Below are 19,705 nucleotides of genomic sequence, written 5' to 3'. Positions count from 1 at the left end.
ATCAGCGGCGTAGAGGCGCGAGTAGTGGTACTCCTCGCCGAGGAAGTCGCCGACCAGAATCAGCGGCGTAGAGGCGCGAGTAGTGGTACTCCTCGCCGAGGAAGTCGCCGACCAGAATCAGCGCCGTTTTGCGGATGTCGGCGTCGCGCACTTTGTCGGCGATATCCGTCAGCGTGCCGCGTACGGTCTGGCTCTCGGGCCAGGTAGCCTTGTAAATCACCGCCACCGGTGTGGCAGCCGGGTAGCCGCCATCAATCAGCCGCTCGGCGACTTTGTTAATGCGCTGCACGGAGAGGTAAATCGCCATCGAGGTACGGTGCTGGGCAAAGGACTCCAACTGCTCGCGCTCCGGCACCGGGGTGCGCCCTTCGAGACGAGTGATGATGAGGCTCTGCGACACTTCCGGCACCGTGTACTCGACGCCCAGTTCTGCCGCCGCGCCGAGAAACGCGCTCACGCCCGGCACCACCTGCCAGTCAATGCCGCGACGGGTCAGCTCTTCCCCCTGCTCACGCACCGATCCGTACAGCGACACGTCGCCCGTTTGCAGGCGCACCACCGTTTTTCCGGCCTTCACGCCCGCTTCCATCAGGTCGAGAATTTGCTCAAGATGCAGCTCAGCGCTGTCGTGGCACTCGGCCTCTGGCGGGCAGTAGCTCAGCAGTTCGGGGTTAATCAGCGAACCGGCGTAAATCACCACCTGCGCCTGTTGCAGCAGGCGATAGCCTTTCAGGGTGATAAGCTCGCGGTCACCGGGGCCAGCGCCCACAAACCAGACGCTGCGGGGGTCAAAGGCTTCAGCCATGATGTTCTTCCTTCTGACAGGCGATAACAAAAACGGGATTATTCGGTTTGAAATAGTGGCCGCTGCCGAGGGCGGTCATGGCGGAAACGCTCAGTTGCTGGCAGTCCAGCGCCGTGACGTTGGCCTGGCGCAGGTGGTCCAGCGCCTCATGCAGGTTTTCCTGCAAAATAAAGGTCATCACCAGCCGCCCGCCGGGGCGAAGATAATGCAACGACCAGTCAATCAGCGCCCGCAAATGGCCGCCGCTGCCGCCCATAAAAATGGCGTCGGCAGGCTCGACGGCAACCTCAGGCGCTTCGGCTGCAACCAGTGTGATATTGCCGCAGGCAAAGCGTTCGCAGTTTTCCGCCAACAGGCGCAGCGCGGCCGGGTTGCGTTCAATGGCGGTGACGGTAAGCGCCGGATTTTGCAGCGCTGCCTCAATGGAGACGCTGCCGGTGCCGGCGCCGATATCAATCAGGTGGCTGGCCCGGTGCAGCTCCAGTTTGGCCAGCGCCAGCGCGCGTACTGCCTCTTTGGTCATCGGCACCTTTTCGCCGCGTAAAAACAGCTCATCTTTCATCGAGGATCACCACCGTGTTCATCTCATAGTCGCTCTCCACGGCGCTGACCGGCAGCCAGTGGATACGTTCGTTGTCCTGCGCCAGGTTCTCGCCAATCACCATCCAGCGATGCCCTTTACCCCGCGCCACCAGCGCCTCGGCGATGGCTTTCGGGCCGCAGCGTTTATCGGTGACCATCGCTACTTTGCGATGGCTCGCCAGCATGTCGAAGTCCACCTCGCGCCCGTGGCTGCTGGTCAGCCACATGTCGTTCATATCAATGCCCGCCTGCGCGCACAGGTACTGCACGGCGCTGACGCCGGGGATCACCCGCACGTTTTCACGGCCAAAGTGGGCGATAAGCCGCGTGCCGATGCCGTAAAACAGCGGGTCGCCGGAAGCCAACACCACCACGTTTTGCGTCTGTCGCGCCTCAATCCACGCCAGCACCTGAGCAATATTGGCGCCCAGCGGGCAGCGCTCGCCGCCAAACGCCGGAAACTGCGCCAGATGACGTACGCCGCCGACCAGCGCATCGGCATGTTTCACCGCATCTGCGGCCAGCGGCGTCATCAGCTGCACGCCCGCTGGGCCCATTCCGACGACGGTTAACATTGCATGTCCTTGACGATCTCGTTGACCGGGCGGTTGCTGCCGAGGATCTGATTATCAAAGGCAAACATGATGGCATCGCAGATGGGTGGGTTTTGCGTGAAGCGCAGCCGCTCCAGTACGCGCTGGCAGATGCGGGCGGCAAGGTGGTTGTAGATTTTCTGGAAGCCGTAGGCGTCGATATGCTCCATGGCGGCTTCGGTGGTGTCGCACTCGCTTACCAGGGTGAGCAGTTCAAGCGGCGCGCCGAGCAGCGCCAGATGGGCGACCAGCGTCTCCATGCGTCCGTCGGCGATATGGCTGTGGGTGTGGAAAATTCCGGCGGCGATTTTAACCAGCTTGCCTGGGTGGCCAATCAGCACAATCTGGCGGAAGCCAAGGCGCACCGACTCTTCAATCATGTAGCCGACGAAGTTGCTCATGGTAACCACCACCTGCGAGTCAATGCCCATCTGCTCGCGCACGAAGCGCTCACCGTGGTTGCCCGGCACCAGCACCACACGCTCCAGCCCAGCGGCGCGCTTCATCTCCAGCTCCAGCGCCAGCGAGCGTTTCCAGCTCTCTTCCGACATCGGCGTCACGATGCCGGTAGTGCCGATAATCGAAATGCCGCCCAGAATGCCCAGCCGCGCGTTATAGGTTTTCTTCGCCCGCTCTTCGCCTTCCGGGGCAAAAATCTCCACCTCTGCGCCGCGCGCCGGGCCGATGGCCTCACGGACGGCGGTTTCAATGGTGTGACGCGGGGTGCGATTAATCGCCGCGCTGCCGATGGGCAGCCCGATACCTTTGCGGGTGACGGTGCCCACGCCCTCGCCGCCGCGCAGGGTAATTTCACCGCTGTCGTTGACGGTCACGCGGGCGAAAATCAGCATCCCGTGGGTGGCGTCGATATCATCACCGCCGTCTTTGCGAATGGCGGCAATACCCTGCTGGCCTTCGACGTGCGGTGATTCAACGTTCAGGTTCAGCGTCACGCCCGACGGCGTGACAATCGAAACCTGGTGAATCAGGTGCTGGCGCATCACCATCAGCGCGGCCACTTTCGCCGCCGCCGTAGCGCTGGAGCCGGTGGTGTAGCCTTTGCGCAGCGCTTTGCCGTTATGCCACACCGGGGCGTCGAAGGCGGGTTCGCTCATCGCGCCCCCTGCAGGTGGTAGAGAATGGCGTTGACGATCGCCGCCGCGACGTTGCTGCCGCCTTTGCGCCCCAGCGCGGCAATGCCCGGCAGGCTGCTTTTGCTCAGCGCCTCTTTGGATTCCGCCGCGCCGACGAAGCCAACCGGCACGCCAATCACTCCGCCAACATCCAGCTCTTGATGCTCCATCAGACGGAACAGTGCGGTCGGCGCGTTGCCAAAGACAAACACTTTGTCGCCCTCTTCTTTCGCCGCAATATCCACCGCCGCCATCGAGCGGGTAATGCCCTGTGCTTTGGCCTCGCGCACTACGCGCGGGTCGCTGATATAGCAACGGCATTCGCCGCCGAAGGTCGCCAGCAGATTTTTATTAATGCCGGAGAGCGCCATGGTGGTGTCGGTGTAAAGCGTGCACGGACGGCTCAGCGCGTCGCACAGGCGGGTTAATGCATCCGGCGAGAACCACAGAATATCCAGCCACTCGAAATCGGCGGTGGTGTGGATCACCCGTTTGATAATCGCTTCGTGCAGCGGGCTGGCAAAACGATACTCCGGGCGTGTGTCGGCGATAATCTCGCTGATTATCTCGAAGCTCTTGCTCTCAATCGCTTGCGGTTGCTGGATATAGTTCATGCAGTACTCCTCAGGCCGCGCCGACAAGCCAGAACCTGACTGCCATAAACAGCAGCAGGGCAAGCGTTGACGCTACCCACATCAGTCGAATCGTTCGGAAAATATCATCAATGGCAATCGGGCGATGTTCGTCGCCAATCCACGGCTTATTCACCCGCTCGCCAAAATAGTCGTTCGGGCCGCCAAGGCGAATGCCCAGTGCCCCGGCGACGGCCGCTTCCGACCAGGCGCAGTTGGGGCTGCTGTGATTTTTACGGTCGCGCCAGCCGATACGCAGCGCACGCGCGCCGTTATCGCGGCAGAGAAAGGCGGCAAGGCCAATCAGCAGCCAACTCAGGCGAGCGGGAATAAAGTTCGCTACATCGTCGAGGCGCGCGCTCACCATGCCGATCGCCCGATATTTTTCGTGCTTGTAGCCCACCATTGAGTCGAGGGTGTTGACCGCTTTGTAGGCCATCGCCAACGGCGCACCACCAATCAGCAGGAAGAAGAGCGGCGCGATAATGCCGTCGACGGTGTTTTCCGCCACCGTCTCCACCACCGCGCGGTTGATCTGCTCGGGCTGAAGCTGTGACGTATCGCGCCCGACAATCCACGACAGCTTAATGCGGCTCTCAGAGAGGTCGCCTGCCCGCAGCGGGCGTTCGACCGCCTGCGCCGACTGTGCCAGGCAGCGCCCGGCCAGCACGGTGAAAATCATCCATACCTCAACGCCCCAGCCCAGCCACGGATGCACGCGCGCGGCGAGGTGCAGCACGCCCCAGGAAACGGCGTAGGTCAGCCCTACCACCACCAGCCACATCACCCCGCCGCCGATACGCAGCGCAAGGTCGGAATGACAAACCCGACGCACCGCGCGTTGCACGGCGTTAATCAGGTTGCCTATCCAGCGCACCGGATGCGGCCAGTGTTGTGGGTCGCCGATAATGAAATCGAGCCCCCATGCCAGACACCAGGCCAGCAGCGTCATTGGGCGCTCCTTGCGGCGGCAAACCAATGATTAAGCATCGACGGGTGCTGGGCAAAATGGAGGTGCAGATAGCTGGCAAAGGTATTCCCGCGCTGCCAACCGCCGGACCACTGCTGGAGCACCGCGCCATCGCGGGTTTTGTGGCACGCCATCACCGCTGGGGTGCTCGAGGTGAAATCGGAATAGTGGAATTCGTGGCCGCGCAGTACATCGCCGGGAGCGGCGAGCAGCGTCTGCTGCAGCGCCTGCGCTTCACAGTAGCCAAAGCGGGTCAGTCGGGTACCCATTTTGCTGTGGCCGGGCAGGATATCGGCCATCGCGTGGATATCACCGTTTTTATCTTCAAGCGTGGTGCCAAGGTACATCAGGCCGCCGCATTCGGCGTAAATCGCCACGCCGCGATCGTGCGCCGCGCGCAGTTGCGCCAGCATCGGCCTGTTGCCTGCGAGCGCCTGGGCGTGCAGTTCCGGGTAGCCGCCGCCGAGCCAGATCATCTGGCATTTGGGCAGAACCGCATCATGCAACGGGCTAAAACGCACAATCTTCACGCCAGCGCGCGCCAGCAGTGCCAGATTGTCGGGGTAGTAAAAGTTGAAGGCTTCATCGTCGGCAAGCGCAAGGGTCAGCCCCTCACCGCAAAGCGGCTCCGGCGGCCACTGACCGGCGGGCAGCGCGCTCAGTTCAGTGAGTGCCAGCAGCCTGTCGATATCCAGCGTACGGGACAGCGTCGCGGCAAAATCCTGCCATGGTTGCTTATCAATCGCAGATTCACGGGCGGTCACCAGCCCCAGATGACGTTCGGGCAGCGCCACGCCTTCTGCACGCGGCACGTAGCCCAGCACTGGCAGCGCGCAGTAGCGTTCGATGGCGCTTTTCAACAGCTGGAAATGGCTCTCGCTATTGACGCGGTTAACGATAACGCCCGCAATGTTGAGGCTCGGGTCGAAGTGCTGGAAGCCCATCACCGTGGCGGCAATGGAGGTGGAGACCGCTTTGCCGTCGACCAGCAAAATCACCGGGCAGCCTAGCTGTTTGGCCATCGCCGCGCTGCTGCAGTAGTTGGGATCGGTGCCGTAGCCGTCGTACAGCCCCATGACGCCTTCAATCACGGCGATATCGGCCTGCAGCATATGTTCGCTGAACAGCGCATTAAGGATAGAGGGGGGCAGCATGAACGCATCGAGGTTGCGGGAGGCAACGCCACACAGCGCGGTGTGCCAGCCGGTATCGAGGTAGTCCGGCCCCACTTTATAGGGCTGAACCCGCAGGCCACGCTGTTGAAGCAGCGTCAGCAGGCCGAGCGCCACCGTGGTTTTCCCACAGCCGCTACCGGTGCCGGCGAGAATGAATGCATGCTGTCTGGCTGCCATACCCTAACCCTGTTCAGGGTGGATTTTGGGTATAGCCACGCGCGCACCCGGCCTGACGACCGTGCGACGCAAAGCAACCCGCTTCCCACCGAAGCTGTTGAAATAAATCAACAGGCAGGTCTTCTGGCTTAGCGTCATCCTCACCCGGCCTTCCCGATCGGTCGATCAGTGGTCATTACGGGGTCGTCAGCATCACAGCAGCGGGGGCTGCGGAGGGTTTACACCTCCTTCCCTGGCACATAACATGCCAAACCTGTTGATTGCAGATTTATGCCGACACGATGGCCCGCATAAAATAAAAGCAGGTTACTCTAGCGCCCCGGTAAAATGATTTCGTTGCGCTGCGACAATACCGGTATATTTATTTACGGTAGTTATATTTGGAACCACAAGGCAAGGGAAATCATGAGCGTTGCGCGCTGTCCGGGCTCCTGCGGAGAGCTGATTCAGGGCTGGATTCTGGGCAGTGAAAAGCTGGTCTCCTGCCCAATAGACTGGTTCAGCACGGTGGAAGTGCGCCGGGGAACGCCGCGCCCTGATGAACGCCCGCTGACGCGCCGCATGGTCAATACCCTGCTTGTCCACTGGAATTATCCCCTCGCCCTGAGCCAGACGCTGCGCATTGAAGTGGACTCGACGTTGCCGATTGCCAAAGGGATGGCGAGCAGTACCGCCGACATTGCCGCGACCGCCGTAGCCACCGCGATGCACCTGGGCCATTCACTCAGCGAATCCGAACTCGCCACGCTCTGCGTCTCGCTTGAGCCAACGGACAGCACTCTATTCCGCGCGCTGACGCTGTTCGACCACCATCATGCCCGCACGCAGATTACCTGCGCACCTGCGCCTGATTTCGACCTGCTGATCATGGAAAGCCCGCTGATACTGCGTACCGCCGACTATCACCGCCTGCCGCGCGAGGCCGCGCTCACGGCCAGCGCCAGCACGCTGCAGCTGGCCTGGGAAAAGGTGCAGGCCGCCTGCGACAGCAACAGCGCCAGCCTGATGGGAGAAGCCGCGACGCTCAGCGCCATCGCCAGCCAGACGCTGTTACCTAAGCCGGGCTTTGACGTGCTTTTAGAGATTGTAGAGTCCTGCGGATTATACGGCCTGAACGTGGCCCATAGCGGCAGCGTGGTCGGGCTGATGCTCGACCGTCGCCGTCACGATGTGGAGTATGTGAAATGGTCGCTGGCGCAAAGCGGGCTTGCTGAAATCTGGCCGCAGCAGCACCTGCTAAAAGCGGTGGCGGGCGGGGTTCAGCCCAGCACCTGATGCAGCGCGTCCAGCAGCTGCTGGTTTTCCGCCTCGCTGCGAATCGCCACGCGGAAATAGCGCCCGTCCAGCCCCGGATAGTTGGCGCAGCTGCGGATTAAAATCCTACGCTGCAGCAGCGCATACTGCAGTTCAATCTCCGCGCATTCACAGCGCAGGAACAGATAGTTGGCCCTGCCCGGATAAACCTTCAGCCCCGGAATACTCTCCAGCGCCCGATAAAACCGCGCCCCTTCCGTATCAAGCCAACGCCATGTGGTCTGTTGATACTCATGGTCGTTCAGCACGATTTCTCCGGCAAGCGCCGCAAAAGCGTTGATCGACCACGGCATCTGATGCTGGCGCAGCCGCGCCACCGCTCGTTCATCTCTGTTGAGCAAATAGCCCAGACGCAGGCCGGGGATGGCGTAAAACTTGGTCAGCGAGCGCAGCACCCAGATATGCGGGTTTTGCGCGAGCAGCGGAATAAAGCCCTGCTCGCCGGGAATAAAATCAATAAAGGCTTCGTCGAGAATCAGCGCAATATTCAGCGCCCGACAGCGTTCGGCTACCGCCAGCAGCAGCGCACGTTCCGGCAGCAACCCGGTCGGGTTATTCGGCGTGCAGAGAAACAGGCAGTCCAGCTCGGGGGTGAGTGCATCAAGCAAACGTGAGGTTAGCTGCCAGCCGTCCTCCTCGCGAAGCGCGAAGGTTTCTATCTCGCAGTCGATGGTTTCCAGCGCCCGGCGGTACTCAGCAAAGCCCGGTGCAACCACCATCGCCCGCTTAGGCTTCAGGCCGTGCACGAGGGTGAAAATGGATTCAGTTTCGCCGTTGCCTGCCAGACACCACGCCGCAGGCACGCCGTGGTGCGACGCCAACGCCTGATGCAACTGCTGGTAGTCAACGTCCGGGTAGCGCTCCGCGCAGGCAAGCTGGGCAACGATCGCCTGCTTCAGGCTTTCGGGCATGCCCAGCGGATTGATATTGGCGCTGAAGTCCAGCAACTGGTCGGCGCGCAGGCCCATCAGCGCCGCCGCCTCGCGCGTGTTGCCGCCGTGGGCGCTTTTCAGCCGTGACATCGCCGGTTACCCGCGCCGCGCCAGCGTTGCGCCGTCGGCAAAGTAGGCTTTGATCCCGGCGAGAATAGATTCAGCGACTTCCTGCTGGAAAGTGGCGGTCTTGAGCTTGCGCTCCTCTTCAACGTTACTGATAAACGCCGTTTCGACGAGGATCGATGGAATATCCGGCGCTTTCAGTACCGCAAAGCCGGCCTGCTCCACCTGATTTTTATGCAGGTCGTTCACCTGCCCCAGCTTTTTGAGCACCGCTTTACCAAACTTCAGGCTGTCGGCGATGGTCAGCGACTGCACCATATCGAACATGGTGTGGTCGACGTAGCGGTCGCCGCTCTTGCTCACACCACCGATTAAGTCCGAGGCGTTCTGGGTCTGGGCGAGGTATTTCGCCGCGGTACTGGTGGCCCCTTTGGTCGACAGGGCAAACACCGATGAGCCGCTCGGCTGGCGGCTGGTGAACGCATCCGCGTGAATGGAGACGAACAGGTCGGCACGCTGTTTCTGCGCTTTCGCCACCCGCACCTTCAACGGAATAAAGATATCTTCGTTGCGCGTCATGTAGGCTTTCATGTTGCCTTCTTTCTCAATCAGCGCACGCAGGCGACGGGCGATTTGCAGCACCACGTCTTTCTCCCGCGTTTTGTATTTACCCACCGCGCCGGAGTCTTCGCCGCCGTGGCCGGGGTCAAGCATGATAACAATCGGACGGTCGCGACCGGCTTTGCCCGGCTGCGGGCCGCTTTGTGACGGCGGCACCTGCTTTTCGAGGTCGCCTTTGTTGTAGTCTTCCAGCAGCGCCAGCAGCGGATCCTGCTGCTCTGTGCTGCTGGCAGGGTAGAGATCCATCACCAGGCGTTCTTTAAACTCTGCCACTGGCGCAAGGGCGAACAACTGCGGCTTCACGTCCTGCTTCAGCTCAAACACCATGCGCACCGTTTGCGGATCGAACTGCCCGACACGCGCGGATTTAATGAACGGGTCATCGCTGCGGATCTGCGCCCCCATGCCTTTCAGCACCGAGTTCAGGTTCACCCCTTCGAGGTCGACCACCAGACGGTCAGGATTGCTCAACGCAAACTGTCGATACTTGAGCTCACGGCTGGACTCCACCGTTACGCGCGTGTAGCTGGACGCAGGCCATATGCGCACCGCCACCACCTGACTGACGGCAGCTAACCCGACCTGACTCACGCTTAACAACCACATGGCACCGGCACCTTGTAGCAGGCGACGACGGCTCAAAGACTGACTTCCCGACATGCTCCATCCCAGGCAAAAAAAAGTAATCAAAGAATTCGCATAATACGATTGACCGGAAACTGTAACTAAAGCCGCATAAACTGTCATCTATAAAAGGGTAAACATTCGTTGGATCAGCGAAATTTGGCCGAGGATTTTCCAATGTTTAAGCAAATTCCGGCTTGCGTTTCCGCCGAAAACAGAATAAAAATACAGTAATTACGAATAATCATGCATTGAGGGTTGTGCCGTGGTGAAGGAACGTAGAACCGAACTGGTAGAGGGGTTTCGTCATACCGTCCCCTATATTAACGCCCACCGGGGGAAGACGTTTGTCATCATGCTTGGCGGCGAAGCCATTGAGCATGAAAACTTTTCCAGCATCGTCAACGATATTGGCCTGCTGCACAGTTTAGGCATTCGTCTGGTGCTGGTCTATGGCGCCCGCCCGCAGATCGACGCGAATCTGGCCGAGCATCACCATGAGCCAACCTATCACAAACATATCCGCGTCACGGATACGAAAACCCTTGAGCTGGTGAAACAGGCCGCGGGCCTGCTGCAGCTGGATATTACTGCCCGTCTGTCGATGAGCCTGAATAACACCCCTCTGCAGGGCGCGCACATCAACGTGGTCAGCGGTAACTTTATCATCGCTCAGCCGCTGGGTGTCGATGACGGCATCGACTACTGCCACAGCGGACGTATTCGTCGTATCGATGAAGAAGCGATTCATCGTCAGCTCGACAGCGGCGCTATCGTGCTGATGGGGCCGGTGGCCGTTTCAGTTACCGGCGAGAGCTTTAACCTGACGTCGGAAGAGATTGCCACCCAACTGGCGATTAAGCTGAAGGCCGAGAAGATGATCGGCTTCTGCTCCTCTCAGGGCGTATTTAACGAAGCGGGCGACATTATCTCTGAGCTGTTCCCGAACGAAGCTCAGGCGCGCATTGAAGAGCTGGAAAAAGAGGGCGACTACCTTTCCGGCACCGCCCGTTTCCTGCGCGGCGCGGTCAAAGCCTGCCGCAGCGGCGTGCGCCGCAGCCACCTTATTAGCTATCAGGAAGACGGCACGCTGTTGCAGGAGCTGTTCTCCCGCGACGGTATCGGTACGCAGATTGTGATGGAGAGCTCCGAGCAAATTCGCCGGGCGACCATCAACGATATTGGCGGTATTCTCGACCTGATTGCGCCGCTCGAGCAGCAGGGTATTCTGGTGCGCCGCTCCCGCGAACAGCTGGAGATGGAGATCGATAAATTCACGATTATTCAGCGTGATAACACCACCATTGCCTGCGCCGCGCTCTATCCTTTCCCGGAAGAGAAAATTGGCGAAATGGCCTGCGTGGCGGTGCATCCGGATTACCGCAGCTCCTCACGTGGTGAAGTGTTACTGCAGCGGATTGCCGCCCAGGCGAAGCAGATGGGGCTTAACCACCTGTTTGTGCTGACGACGCGCAGTATTCACTGGTTCCAGGAACGCGGCTTTAAGCCGGTGGACGTGGAACTGCTGCCGGAGAGTAAGAAGCTGCTGTATAACTATCAGCGCCGGTCGAAGGTGTTGATGACGGATTTGGTGTAAGCCATATATTACGTAGCCCGGGCGAGGCGCTTGCGCCGACCCCGGGGTCGCTGGACGCTCGCCCGGGCTACACCGGGCACCGTGCCAACCTATTCCATCTCTGCAAAAATCGCCGACAGGCCGCTGCGCCGTTCGGTACGCGTGGCGATTGCCTGCATAAGCAGATTTTTATCGGCGTACATCGACAGCCGCGCTTTCGCGCGGGTAATCGCCGTATACACCAGCTCACGACTCACTACCGGGACAATCTGCGTCGGCAGCACCAGCGCGGCGTGGGTGAACTCGGAACCCTGCGATTTATGCACCGTCATCGCCCAGGCGGTGTCGTGCTCCGGCAAGCGGCTTGGCTGCACCGATTTAATGGTGCCATCCGGCATCGGGAACCAGACGCGCATACCGTCACCGCGATCCAGCGCCACGCCGATATCACCGTTAAACAGCCCCAGCGCGCTGTCGTTACGCGTAATCATCACCGGACGGCCTTCATACCAGCGAGAATGACGCTGCGGCACTATCTGCCGGTGACGCGTCAGCAGCTGTTCAAACTGTTGGTTAAGCCCGCTCACGCCCCATGGTCCTTCGCGCAACGCACACAGCAACTGATATTCGCCAAACGCCGCCAGCACGACTTCAGGGTCGGCCTGCTCGCGTAGCAGTTGAAGATAATGGCCGTAGCCCGCTCGCGCATCGTCGAGCATCGCGGCGTAGTCGTCAGTCGAGTGCTGCGGTTTCAGTTCAATATCGCTAAAGCCCCGGGCAAACACGGCATCGATCTCTTTCTTATCGCCCCGGTTCACTGCGCTGGCAAGCTGGCCGATACCGGAGTCGCTGCCAAAGCGATAGCTGGTTCGCAGCAGGCAAAGACTGTCGCGTAACGCCCCTGCTGTCTGGCCGTCACCGGCGGGAACCGTGGCCCCGACCAGGCGGCTAAGCTGCGCGGCGCGCTCTACCGTATAGCCCGCGTTCACCCAGCTACAGATATCGCCGAGTACCGCTCCTGCCTCCACCGACGCCAGCTGGTCGCGGTCGCCAAGGAAGATTATCCGCCCGTGCGGCGGCAGCGCGTCAATCAGCCGCGCCATCATCGGCAGGTCAATCATTGAGGCTTCATCCACCACCAACACATCCAGATGCAGCGGGTTTCCGGCGTGGTAGCGCATCTTCTGGCTACCGGGCTGAGCACCCAGCAGACGGTGCAGCGTGCTGGCATCGGTTGGCAGCATCGCTTTTTGCGCATCGGTTAAATCAAGTTTTCGCAGCGCCGCGCCCAGCGATTCCGTCAGGCGCGCCGCCGCTTTACCGGTTGGCGCAGCAAGGCGAATACGACACTTCTCCGTTCCCGCCATCTGTACCAGCGCCGCCAGCAGTTTAGCAACGGTGGTGGTTTTCCCGGTGCCGGGGCCGCCTGAGATAACCGAAATACGGCGCGTCAGCGCCACGGCGGCAGCCACTTTCTGCCAGTCGATCGTATCGCTTACCGGGAACAGCGCGTTGAGCGTTGCCGCAAGCTGGTCTTCATCGACGGCAAACGGCGCGTTGGTTTCGCTAAAGAAGCGCGCCACGGTGAGTTCGTTGCGCCACATGCGGTTGAGATAAAGCCTGCCACGGCTCAGGATCAGCGGCGACGGCCGTTCCCCACCGCTAACGGCCTCAGAGCTCAGCAATAGAGTCTCCCAATCCTGCGGCACGTTCACTTCGGCAAACAGCTGCTGCCAGAGTTCGCGGACGCGACCTTTCGGCTGCATAGCGGGGCTGAGATGGGAGAGCGGCAAACAGACGTGCCCTTCCCCGGCGTCGCGGCTCAGCATCGCAGCGGCGAGCATCACCGCCGGATGCTCATCTTTTGCCACCATCAGCGCAAACTGCACGTCGAGCGGGCGTAGCAGCTTCTGCTCGGCGGCTTCCAGTAAACGTTGTTCGAGCGTCATACGTTGCTCTCCTCTCCGGCAAACAACGCGTCCATTGCCGTTATCAGCGCCGGGTCGGGCCGAGTGGTAAATATTCCCTGCTGCCCTGCCTCGCCGTCCACGCCGCGCAGGAACAGATAAATCACGCCGCCGAAATGACGATCATAGTCATAGTCGGCCATGCGATGGCGCAGGTAGCGGTGCAGCGCCAGGCTGTAGAGCTGATACTGCAAGTCATAGCGGTGAGACTGCATTGCTTGCGCCATCGCCTCTTGGGTATAGGCTTCGCCGTTTTCGCCAAGCCAGTTGGACTTGTAATCCAGCAGGTAGTAGCGACCGTCGTGGCGGAACACAAGGTCGATAAAGCCCTTCAGCATGCCGCGCACCTGGCGGAAATCCAGCTCTGAGCAGCCCGCCGACAGCGGGTCATAGCGGCGAGTCACCGCATCCAGCGCACGCGCGTCCAGCGTTTGGCTAATGGGCAGATAAAACTCCATCTCCACCTGTTTTTGCCGCTCGCTAAGCTGGTTAAGCGCAATGCCGATATCCGCCAGCGGCGCGTCCAGCACCTGGGTTATCCAGCGGGTCAGCACCGGCTCCCACGCTTCATCAAAGCCGTTGTTTTGTAGCTTTTCACGCATCCATTCCGGCGACACCGGCTGGGTAAAGTCGAGGTCTTCAAACAGGCTATGCAGGAAGGTTCCCGGTGAGGCGCCGCGCGGGAAGTGGTGTGGCGTCATCTCCGGCTCAGTTGGGGAGTCCACGGTACCCGAGGCGTCAATATCGATACGTGGCAGCAGGTCTTGCGCCACGCTATGCCCGCGCTGCTGTAAACCGGAGTAGCTGGTAACACGCCAGTCATCAACCACGCGGCGTAGCACCTGACGCGCCGCCAGCTCCGGCATCTCGGGTTGGGTCGCCTGCCAGCGAGCGTCGTCCGTCGCGGTTGCCAGCGTCAGAGAGATATGTTCGTCACATACGGCCTGCAGGCAGGCGTGCAGCCCGGAGGCGTCCAGTACTTCGCCTTTTTGCAGCAGCCTTCCCGGCGCGCTGTGGTGTAATTCCGTGTCGGTTGGTTTATCGCTGCGCCGGGACGTTAGCGGGGCAATACCCAGACTGCAATGCCAGATGGCGCGCGTTAAGGCCACATACAGCAGGCGCAGGTCTTCCGCCAGACGCTCAGCCTCCGCTAGCTCCAGGCTCTCGTCGCTTTCGTTAAGATCCAGCACCGCTTTGAAGGATTCGCGGTCGTGGTAAAACGCCTGTTTCTCTTTGCGGAAACGGGCGATAAACGGCAGCCAGACCAGCGGGTACTCCAGCCCTTTTGACTTGTGAATGGTGACTATCTGCACCAGGTGTTTATCGCTCTCCAGACGCATCTGCTGACTGGAGGCATTGGTGTCCGGTTCGGCAACCTGCTGGTTCAGCCAGCGCACCAGCGCATGCTCGCTTTCAAGCTGGGTGGCCGCTTCCTGTAGCAGCTCGCTCAAGTGCAGAATATCGGTTAAGCGCCGCTCGCCGCCGTGGGTCGCCAGCAGGTTTTCTGCCATTGACCGCGCGCTCATCAGGGCGCGAATCATCGGCATCACGCCGCGCCGCTGCCAGATAAGACGGTAGTCGCTAAACTCTTCCACCAGCGCATCCCAAGCGTTTTCGTCCTGATTCAGCCGTTCAATATCCTGCGCGTTCAGGCCAAACATCGCCGTTGCCAGCGCGCTGCGCAGCGTATTTTCCCGTTCAGGCGTCAGCACCGCCTGAAGCACCCACAGCAGTTCCTGCGCTTCCGGGGTTTCAAACACGCTGTCGCGGTTGGAGAGGTAGACCGACGGGATCGCCAGCGCGTTCAGGGCATCACGGATTAACGACGCTTCCTGGCGGTTACGCACCAGCACGGTGATATCCGACGCCTGTACCGGGCGAGCGTTATCGCCCCGCCACAGCAGCGCGCTCCCCTGCTGGCCGCCGGTCAGCCAGTCGCGAATTTGCGCCGCGCACTGCTGAGCCATAAAGTTCTGATAATCCCCCGCGCTGATGCCTTCGCCGGGCATCAGCCACAGGTTCATCGCCGGCTGGTTTTCGCCGTCAACTTCGAAGCGTAGTGAGGCGTTTTTGGGTGCGGATTTTACCGGCAGGAACGGGATGTCGCGGAACATAAAGGGGTTATCAACCAACCCGAACAGGCGGTTGACGCTCTCAACCATGCCCGGCGCGGAGCGCCAGTTGGTGTCGAGGGTATAGTGAGCCGCTACATCGCTGCGCGCGCGCATATAAGTAAAAATATCCGCGCCGCGGAAGGCGTAAATCGCCTGCTTCGGGTCACCGATAAGCAGTAGTGCGGTGTCCGGTTGCTGCCGCCAGATACGGCGGAAGATGCGGTACTGCTGCGGGTCGGTATCCTGGAATTCATCGATCATCGCCACCGGGAATCGCTGACGAATAGCGGCAGCCAGCGCGTCGCCGCTGTCGCTCTCCAGCGCTTCATCAAGGCGGCTGAGCATATCGTCAAAGCCCAGCTCGCCGCGTCGGCGTTTTTCGCGGGCAACCGCTTCACGGATCTCTTTCATCGCCTGAGCGATCACCAGATCGTTAAGCGTCAGCGGCGTAGACAATAAATTCTCAATGGCGCTGAACAGCGGATGAGTAGGGACTTCACCGCCCGCTTTGGTGCGCTCGGCGAGGAACGCCTGACTGAATTTTTCCAGCGCGTCGGGCAACTGGTAGTTTTTACTCTCTTCCTGCGCCCAGGTGCTGATCTTGTCGATCCACTTACCCTGATTGCCGCGGTTGAACTTACGCCGGTCGATGCCGGAATTTTCCAGCAGCGCATCCAGCTCGCCCACGCTCGCCAGCCAGTGACGTTTGATCTCGGCGATTTGTGCGAGGATCTTCTGGTGACGTGACGCTAACGTTTCGGCGTCGCCGAGCGGTATTTTAAGCTCCGGCGCTTCACCCTGCAGGTAGCGGTCGATGGATTTAAGTAAGTCCTGCGGCCCTTTCCACGACTCGACAATCACCTGTGCAATTTCGCGATTGAGCGGGTAACAGTGGCGTCGCCAGAAGTCGGCGCAGGCCTGGTAGCGGAGCTGGGATTCGTCTTCAATCAGCTGCTGCTCAAACAGCATGCCGGACTCAAAGGCGTTGAGGCTCAGCATGCGCTGACAGAAGCCGTGGATGGTAAAGACGGCGGCATCGTCCATCTGGCGCTCCGCCAGCAGCAGCACGTTGGCCGCCTGCTGAAGGTCGTCAATTTCCGCCAGCAGGCTGGCATAGAGTGGGTTGTCGGTGGCGTTACGCAGACAGGCGACGCGCAGTTCGTGAATGTTGCTACGAATACGCCCGCGCAGCTCTTCGGTGGCGGCCTCGGTGAAGGTCACCACCAGCAATTCTTCGACGTTGACGGGCCGAGGAAAGGCGGCTTCGCCGCCCAGCCCCAGCAAAAGCCGCAGGTAGAGTGCGGCAATGGTGAAGGTTTTTCCGGTGCCCGCAGAGGCTTCAATCAGGCGCTCGCCGATAAGGGGTAAGCGCAGGGGATCAAGGGACTCGGCGGTTTCGGTCATTCGTCTTCTCGTCGTAAGGGTAAGGTTTGCTGCAACTCAGTAATGCTCTGCCACACTTTCCAGCCTTCAGGGTGCGCGTAGTCGGTTTTACCATTCTGGCTACCGGAGACCTGAGACAGCACCGTCATGCCCTGTGGAGCAACCACGGTCTGGTGGAAAAAGTCGGCCAGTTTTTGCGGCGTTAACAGCTTAATCTGGGCCACTACTTTAGCACGTGAATCAAAGGCCATATTACCGCGATCGAAATCTTTGCTCAGCTGCGAGGCTTCATCGCTCAAGGTTTGCGGTGCCTGCAGCATGTCTGCCACCACCGACTGCTGGATCTGGGCAAACTCTTCCGGCTTCATCGCGCGCAGTTTCTGCTCGGCGGTCGGGAAGAAGGCTTTGAAGCGCTCCCACAGGAACGACGGCTGCTTGTCGTTACTTTGCAGCAGGAACCCCATCCCCCACTGGCGGCCGACGTTCATCGAGAAGGCAAAGACGGCGTAGCCTAACTGTTCTTCGGTGCGCAGCTGTGTGTAGAACCACGGCTGGACGATTTGCGCCAGCATGGCACTCGCCGCCGAGCTTGAGAACTCATCGACGTTTGGCGGCACAAACACCGCGGCCAGCGCTGAGTCGGTGCTGGCACCGGCTTTCTCAAAGATGACGTTTTGCTGTTTATCGACCAGCACATCTTTGTTACGACACCATTCGCTGCCGTTGGCGCCAAGCTGGGTCTGAATGCTGCGCGCAAGGGTTGTAGACTGGTCAGCGCTCAGGTTGCCAATCACCATAAACTCTGGACGTGCCCCGGCTTTCAGCCGATCGCGGTAGTCCATCACCTCTTTGAGCGTAATTGACGGCAGCAGCGCTTTGCGGTCTTCGCGCTGGAAATAAGGCACCTGCGATACCATCTGCACCGGCATAATCGCTTGTTCGTAGGCTTTGCCTTTATCGGCAGAGTCCATCATCTGCAGGTACCAGGATTTCGCCTGTTCCAGTTGCTCTTCGGTTGGCGTGTAGCTGAAATAGCCCTGCAGCAGGGCGTCAAACAGCTGCGGCAGACGCTGGGTGTAGCCGTTAGCGTTGAGCATCAAGCCGTTATTAGCACCGGTTGAGAAGCTGATCCCGCCGACGGCAGCCTGGTTGCTCAACTGGTCAAGCGCAATACCGGCCAGGTAGTCATTCAGCGCAAACATCACCTGGTTACGGGCGCTATCCATCGCTTTCGGGTTACGCAGAATCAGCGTGATATCAGCCTTCGGTTCGCTGGCAAAATAGCGGCTCGGCATATAGACCAGACGCAGGTTTTGCTCATCAACAATCAGCTCCGGATGCGTGTACTTTTTCTCGCTTTTAATCAGCGTGAAGTCGTCCGGAATGTACGGGTTGAGCTGCGGCAGATTCAGCGTAATGCCGTTAGAAGCCTTCTGCCATTTGGCGAAGGTGTCCGCGCTAATTTTATCCACCTGATACGGCGCATCAACAAAGTAAGCGGTCTTGTTATGCGGCTCGTTCGGGCTGATATACCAGATGCGCGCGTTCTGTGGCGTCATCATCGCCAGACGGTCTTTTACTGCCTGCGGGTCGTACTGGTCGGCAATGTTCACCGCATCGAGGGTATGCGCGACCGGCACACGAATCATGGTGTCCGCCAGCCATTCGACGTAGCCCATATCACGGGTGATGGACGGGTAGCGGAAATCGAGGTTCAGCACATGCGCCAGCTCGTCAAAGTCGCTTTTGTCGATGCCTTTCTGGCGCAGCGTATCAAGATAGCTAAAGATAGCGGCGACCACTTCATCGCGGTGCGCCAGTCCTTTATCGGTTAAGGTGGCGGAAATCGCCAGCACGCCACTGTTGCCGTTCACCACCGGATCGGAGTCTGCGCGAATGCCCTCTACCAGCCCCTGCTTTTGCAGCCAGTCGGACAAGGTGCCCGGCGTGCGGTTGCCGATAAGATAGGTGATCAGCTCGTCGGTTTTGCTGCGGAACTGCGCGGAGTTGTTATCGATGCGGAATTCCACGCGCAGCACTTTACGCGGCAGCGCTGGCACGTAGTGAATGATGATGCCTTTCTGCGCATCGGTGACCACCGGGACGGTGATTTCCGGGCGTTCGATAGATTTGTTCGGCACACGGCCGTAGGTTTGCGCCGCAATCTGCGCCAGCTCAGGCAGCGGTTTGTTGCTGTAAATGACCGCCTTCATCAGGTTCGCGGAGTAGTACTTATTGCGAAACGCCAGTAGCGCTTCATACACCGGGCTGTCGGGCTTGTCGCTCAGCGTTTCGAGGTTACCGCCAGAGAAGCGCGCGCCGGGGTGAGCCGGGTTGATGGTTTCAGCACTCACCTGCGCCATGCGCATACCGTCGCGAGTACGCGCCATAGTCAACTCAGCATTGACAGCGTTACGCTCGCGGTCGGCGTATTTCTTTTCCAGCAGTGGTGCAGCAATGGCGTCCGCCAGGCGGTCTACCGCCCCCTGCAGCGCATCGTTTTCCACTTCCAGATAGAACGCGGTGCGATACGGCGCGGTACTGGCGTTGTGGCTGCCGCCGTGCATTTTTAAGAATTCAGCGAGGTTGTCAGGCTGCGGGTAGTTTTTCGAGCCCATCAGCGTCATGTGTTCGAGGAAATGTGCAAGGCCCGGATGCGAGTCAGGATCTTCCAGCGAGCCGACGGGCACCACCAGCGCCGACAGCGATTTCACCGCCTGCGGATCGGAAACCAGCAGGACGACCATCTTGTTGTCGAGCGTAATCGCTTGATACTGACGGGTGTCTTTTTCGCTTTTGCGGATGGTTTCCTGAATCGGTTGCCATCCGGTTTCTGCCTGACCTACGGTCGCCCAAAAGGCGGTGACGAAAACAACAATACTCAACCAGATACTGCGGGGCATTCACGGACCTCACCATTAACAGATACTTCAAAAATCAGCATGCTCTTGTGGGCAGTTTCAGCCTCAGCTTACCGCTTCGTCTGCTGCCACTCATCAGTCCGTGACTTGTGCGCATAGTAAATGAACCGATTAACTTGC

Annotated in this window: 14 protein-coding genes and 1 riboswitch; of the genes, 2 read left to right on the top strand and 12 right to left on the bottom strand. The window is 59.9% G+C overall.

The features are described from left to right. Window position 1: 1 nt before the first annotated feature. The 7 genes from HII27_RS11155 to HII27_RS11125 are packed head-to-tail and all read right to left on the bottom strand — an operon-like array spanning window position 2 to window position 6,067. Window positions 2-805, bottom strand: a complete 804-nt coding sequence (locus HII27_RS11155) for a cobalt-precorrin-4 methyltransferase (RefSeq protein WP_185667971.1) — start codon at window positions 803-805, stop codon at window positions 2-4. Then, entirely contained in the window at window positions 798-1,367 is a 570-nt protein-coding gene (locus HII27_RS11150; protein ID WP_185667970.1) for a decarboxylating cobalt-precorrin-6B (C(15))-methyltransferase, read from the bottom strand. Before HII27_RS11150 ends, HII27_RS11155 begins: the two co-directional genes overlap by 8 nt. Beyond that, complete coding sequence (locus HII27_RS11145; protein WP_185667969.1) at window positions 1,357-1,962, bottom strand: cobalt-precorrin-7 (C(5))-methyltransferase; 606 nt, start codon at window positions 1,960-1,962, stop codon at window positions 1,357-1,359. Before HII27_RS11145 ends, HII27_RS11150 begins: the two co-directional genes overlap by 11 nt. Then, window positions 1,956-3,095, bottom strand: a complete 1,140-nt coding sequence (gene cbiD, locus HII27_RS11140; RefSeq protein ID WP_185667968.1) for a cobalt-precorrin-5B (C(1))-methyltransferase CbiD — start codon at window positions 3,093-3,095, stop codon at window positions 1,956-1,958. The genes HII27_RS11145 and cbiD overlap by 7 nt, the downstream gene beginning before the upstream one ends. Continuing rightward, on the bottom strand, window positions 3,092-3,727 hold the full coding sequence (locus HII27_RS11135; protein ID WP_185667967.1) for a cobalt-precorrin-8 methylmutase: 636 nt from the start codon (window positions 3,725-3,727) through the stop codon (window positions 3,092-3,094). Before HII27_RS11135 ends, cbiD begins: the two co-directional genes overlap by 4 nt. A 10-nt stretch (window positions 3,728-3,737) precedes the next feature. After that, entirely contained in the window at window positions 3,738-4,697 is a 960-nt protein-coding gene (gene cbiB / locus HII27_RS11130) for an adenosylcobinamide-phosphate synthase CbiB (RefSeq protein ID WP_185667966.1), read from the bottom strand. Beyond that, window positions 4,694-6,067: a cobyrinate a,c-diamide synthase gene (locus HII27_RS11125; RefSeq protein ID WP_185667965.1), complete on the bottom strand. Its 1,374-nt coding sequence runs from the start codon at window positions 6,065-6,067 to the stop codon at window positions 4,694-4,696. The genes cbiB and HII27_RS11125 overlap by 4 nt, the downstream gene beginning before the upstream one ends. A gap of 96 nt (window positions 6,068-6,163) precedes the next feature. Continuing rightward, window positions 6,164-6,339: riboswitch (cobalamin riboswitch) on the bottom strand. Window positions 6,340-6,472: 133 nt separating this feature from the next. On the opposite strand from HII27_RS11125, the gene HII27_RS11120 reads away from it, so the two are divergent. Continuing rightward, window positions 6,473-7,342, top strand: a complete 870-nt coding sequence (locus tag HII27_RS11120) for an L-threonine kinase (protein WP_185667964.1) — start codon at window positions 6,473-6,475, stop codon at window positions 7,340-7,342. On the opposite strand, the gene cobD is transcribed toward HII27_RS11120, so the two are convergent. Next, window positions 7,327-8,403, bottom strand: a complete 1,077-nt coding sequence (gene cobD / locus HII27_RS11115; protein WP_185667963.1) for a threonine-phosphate decarboxylase CobD — start codon at window positions 8,401-8,403, stop codon at window positions 7,327-7,329. The genes HII27_RS11120 and cobD overlap by 16 nt on opposite strands. A gap of 6 nt (window positions 8,404-8,409) precedes the next feature. Next, complete coding sequence (gene amiC, locus HII27_RS11110; protein WP_185667962.1) at window positions 8,410-9,660, bottom strand: N-acetylmuramoyl-L-alanine amidase AmiC; 1,251 nt, start codon at window positions 9,658-9,660, stop codon at window positions 8,410-8,412. Between the two features lie 229 nt (window positions 9,661-9,889). On the opposite strand from amiC, the gene argA reads away from it, so the two are divergent. Further along, window positions 9,890-11,221 (top strand): amino-acid N-acetyltransferase, encoded by a 1,332-nt coding sequence (gene argA, locus HII27_RS11105; protein ID WP_185667961.1) that lies wholly within the window; start codon window positions 9,890-9,892, stop codon window positions 11,219-11,221. Between the two features lie 89 nt (window positions 11,222-11,310). Here the strand turns inward: argA and recD are convergent, their stop codons facing one another. The 3 genes from recD to ptrA are packed head-to-tail and all read right to left on the bottom strand — an operon-like array spanning window position 11,311 to window position 19,567. After that, window positions 11,311-13,149, bottom strand: a complete 1,839-nt coding sequence (recD, locus tag HII27_RS11100; RefSeq protein WP_185667960.1) for an exodeoxyribonuclease V subunit alpha — start codon at window positions 13,147-13,149, stop codon at window positions 11,311-11,313. Continuing rightward, window positions 13,146-16,685, bottom strand: a complete 3,540-nt coding sequence (gene recB, locus HII27_RS11095) for an exodeoxyribonuclease V subunit beta (protein ID WP_185667959.1) — start codon at window positions 16,683-16,685, stop codon at window positions 13,146-13,148. Before recB ends, recD begins: the two co-directional genes overlap by 4 nt. After that, window positions 16,682-19,567, bottom strand: coding sequence for a pitrilysin (gene ptrA / locus HII27_RS11090; protein ID WP_185667958.1), 2,886 nt, complete (start codon window positions 19,565-19,567; stop codon window positions 16,682-16,684). Before ptrA ends, recB begins: the two co-directional genes overlap by 4 nt. Window positions 19,568-19,705: the final 138 nt, after the last annotated feature.

Origin of the sequence: Kluyvera sichuanensis (assembly GCF_014218705.1) — a bacterium.
GTDB classification, from domain to species: domain Bacteria; phylum Pseudomonadota; class Gammaproteobacteria; order Enterobacterales; family Enterobacteriaceae; genus Kluyvera; species Kluyvera sichuanensis.
This window is presented reverse-complemented; position numbering and strand designations above follow the sequence as displayed.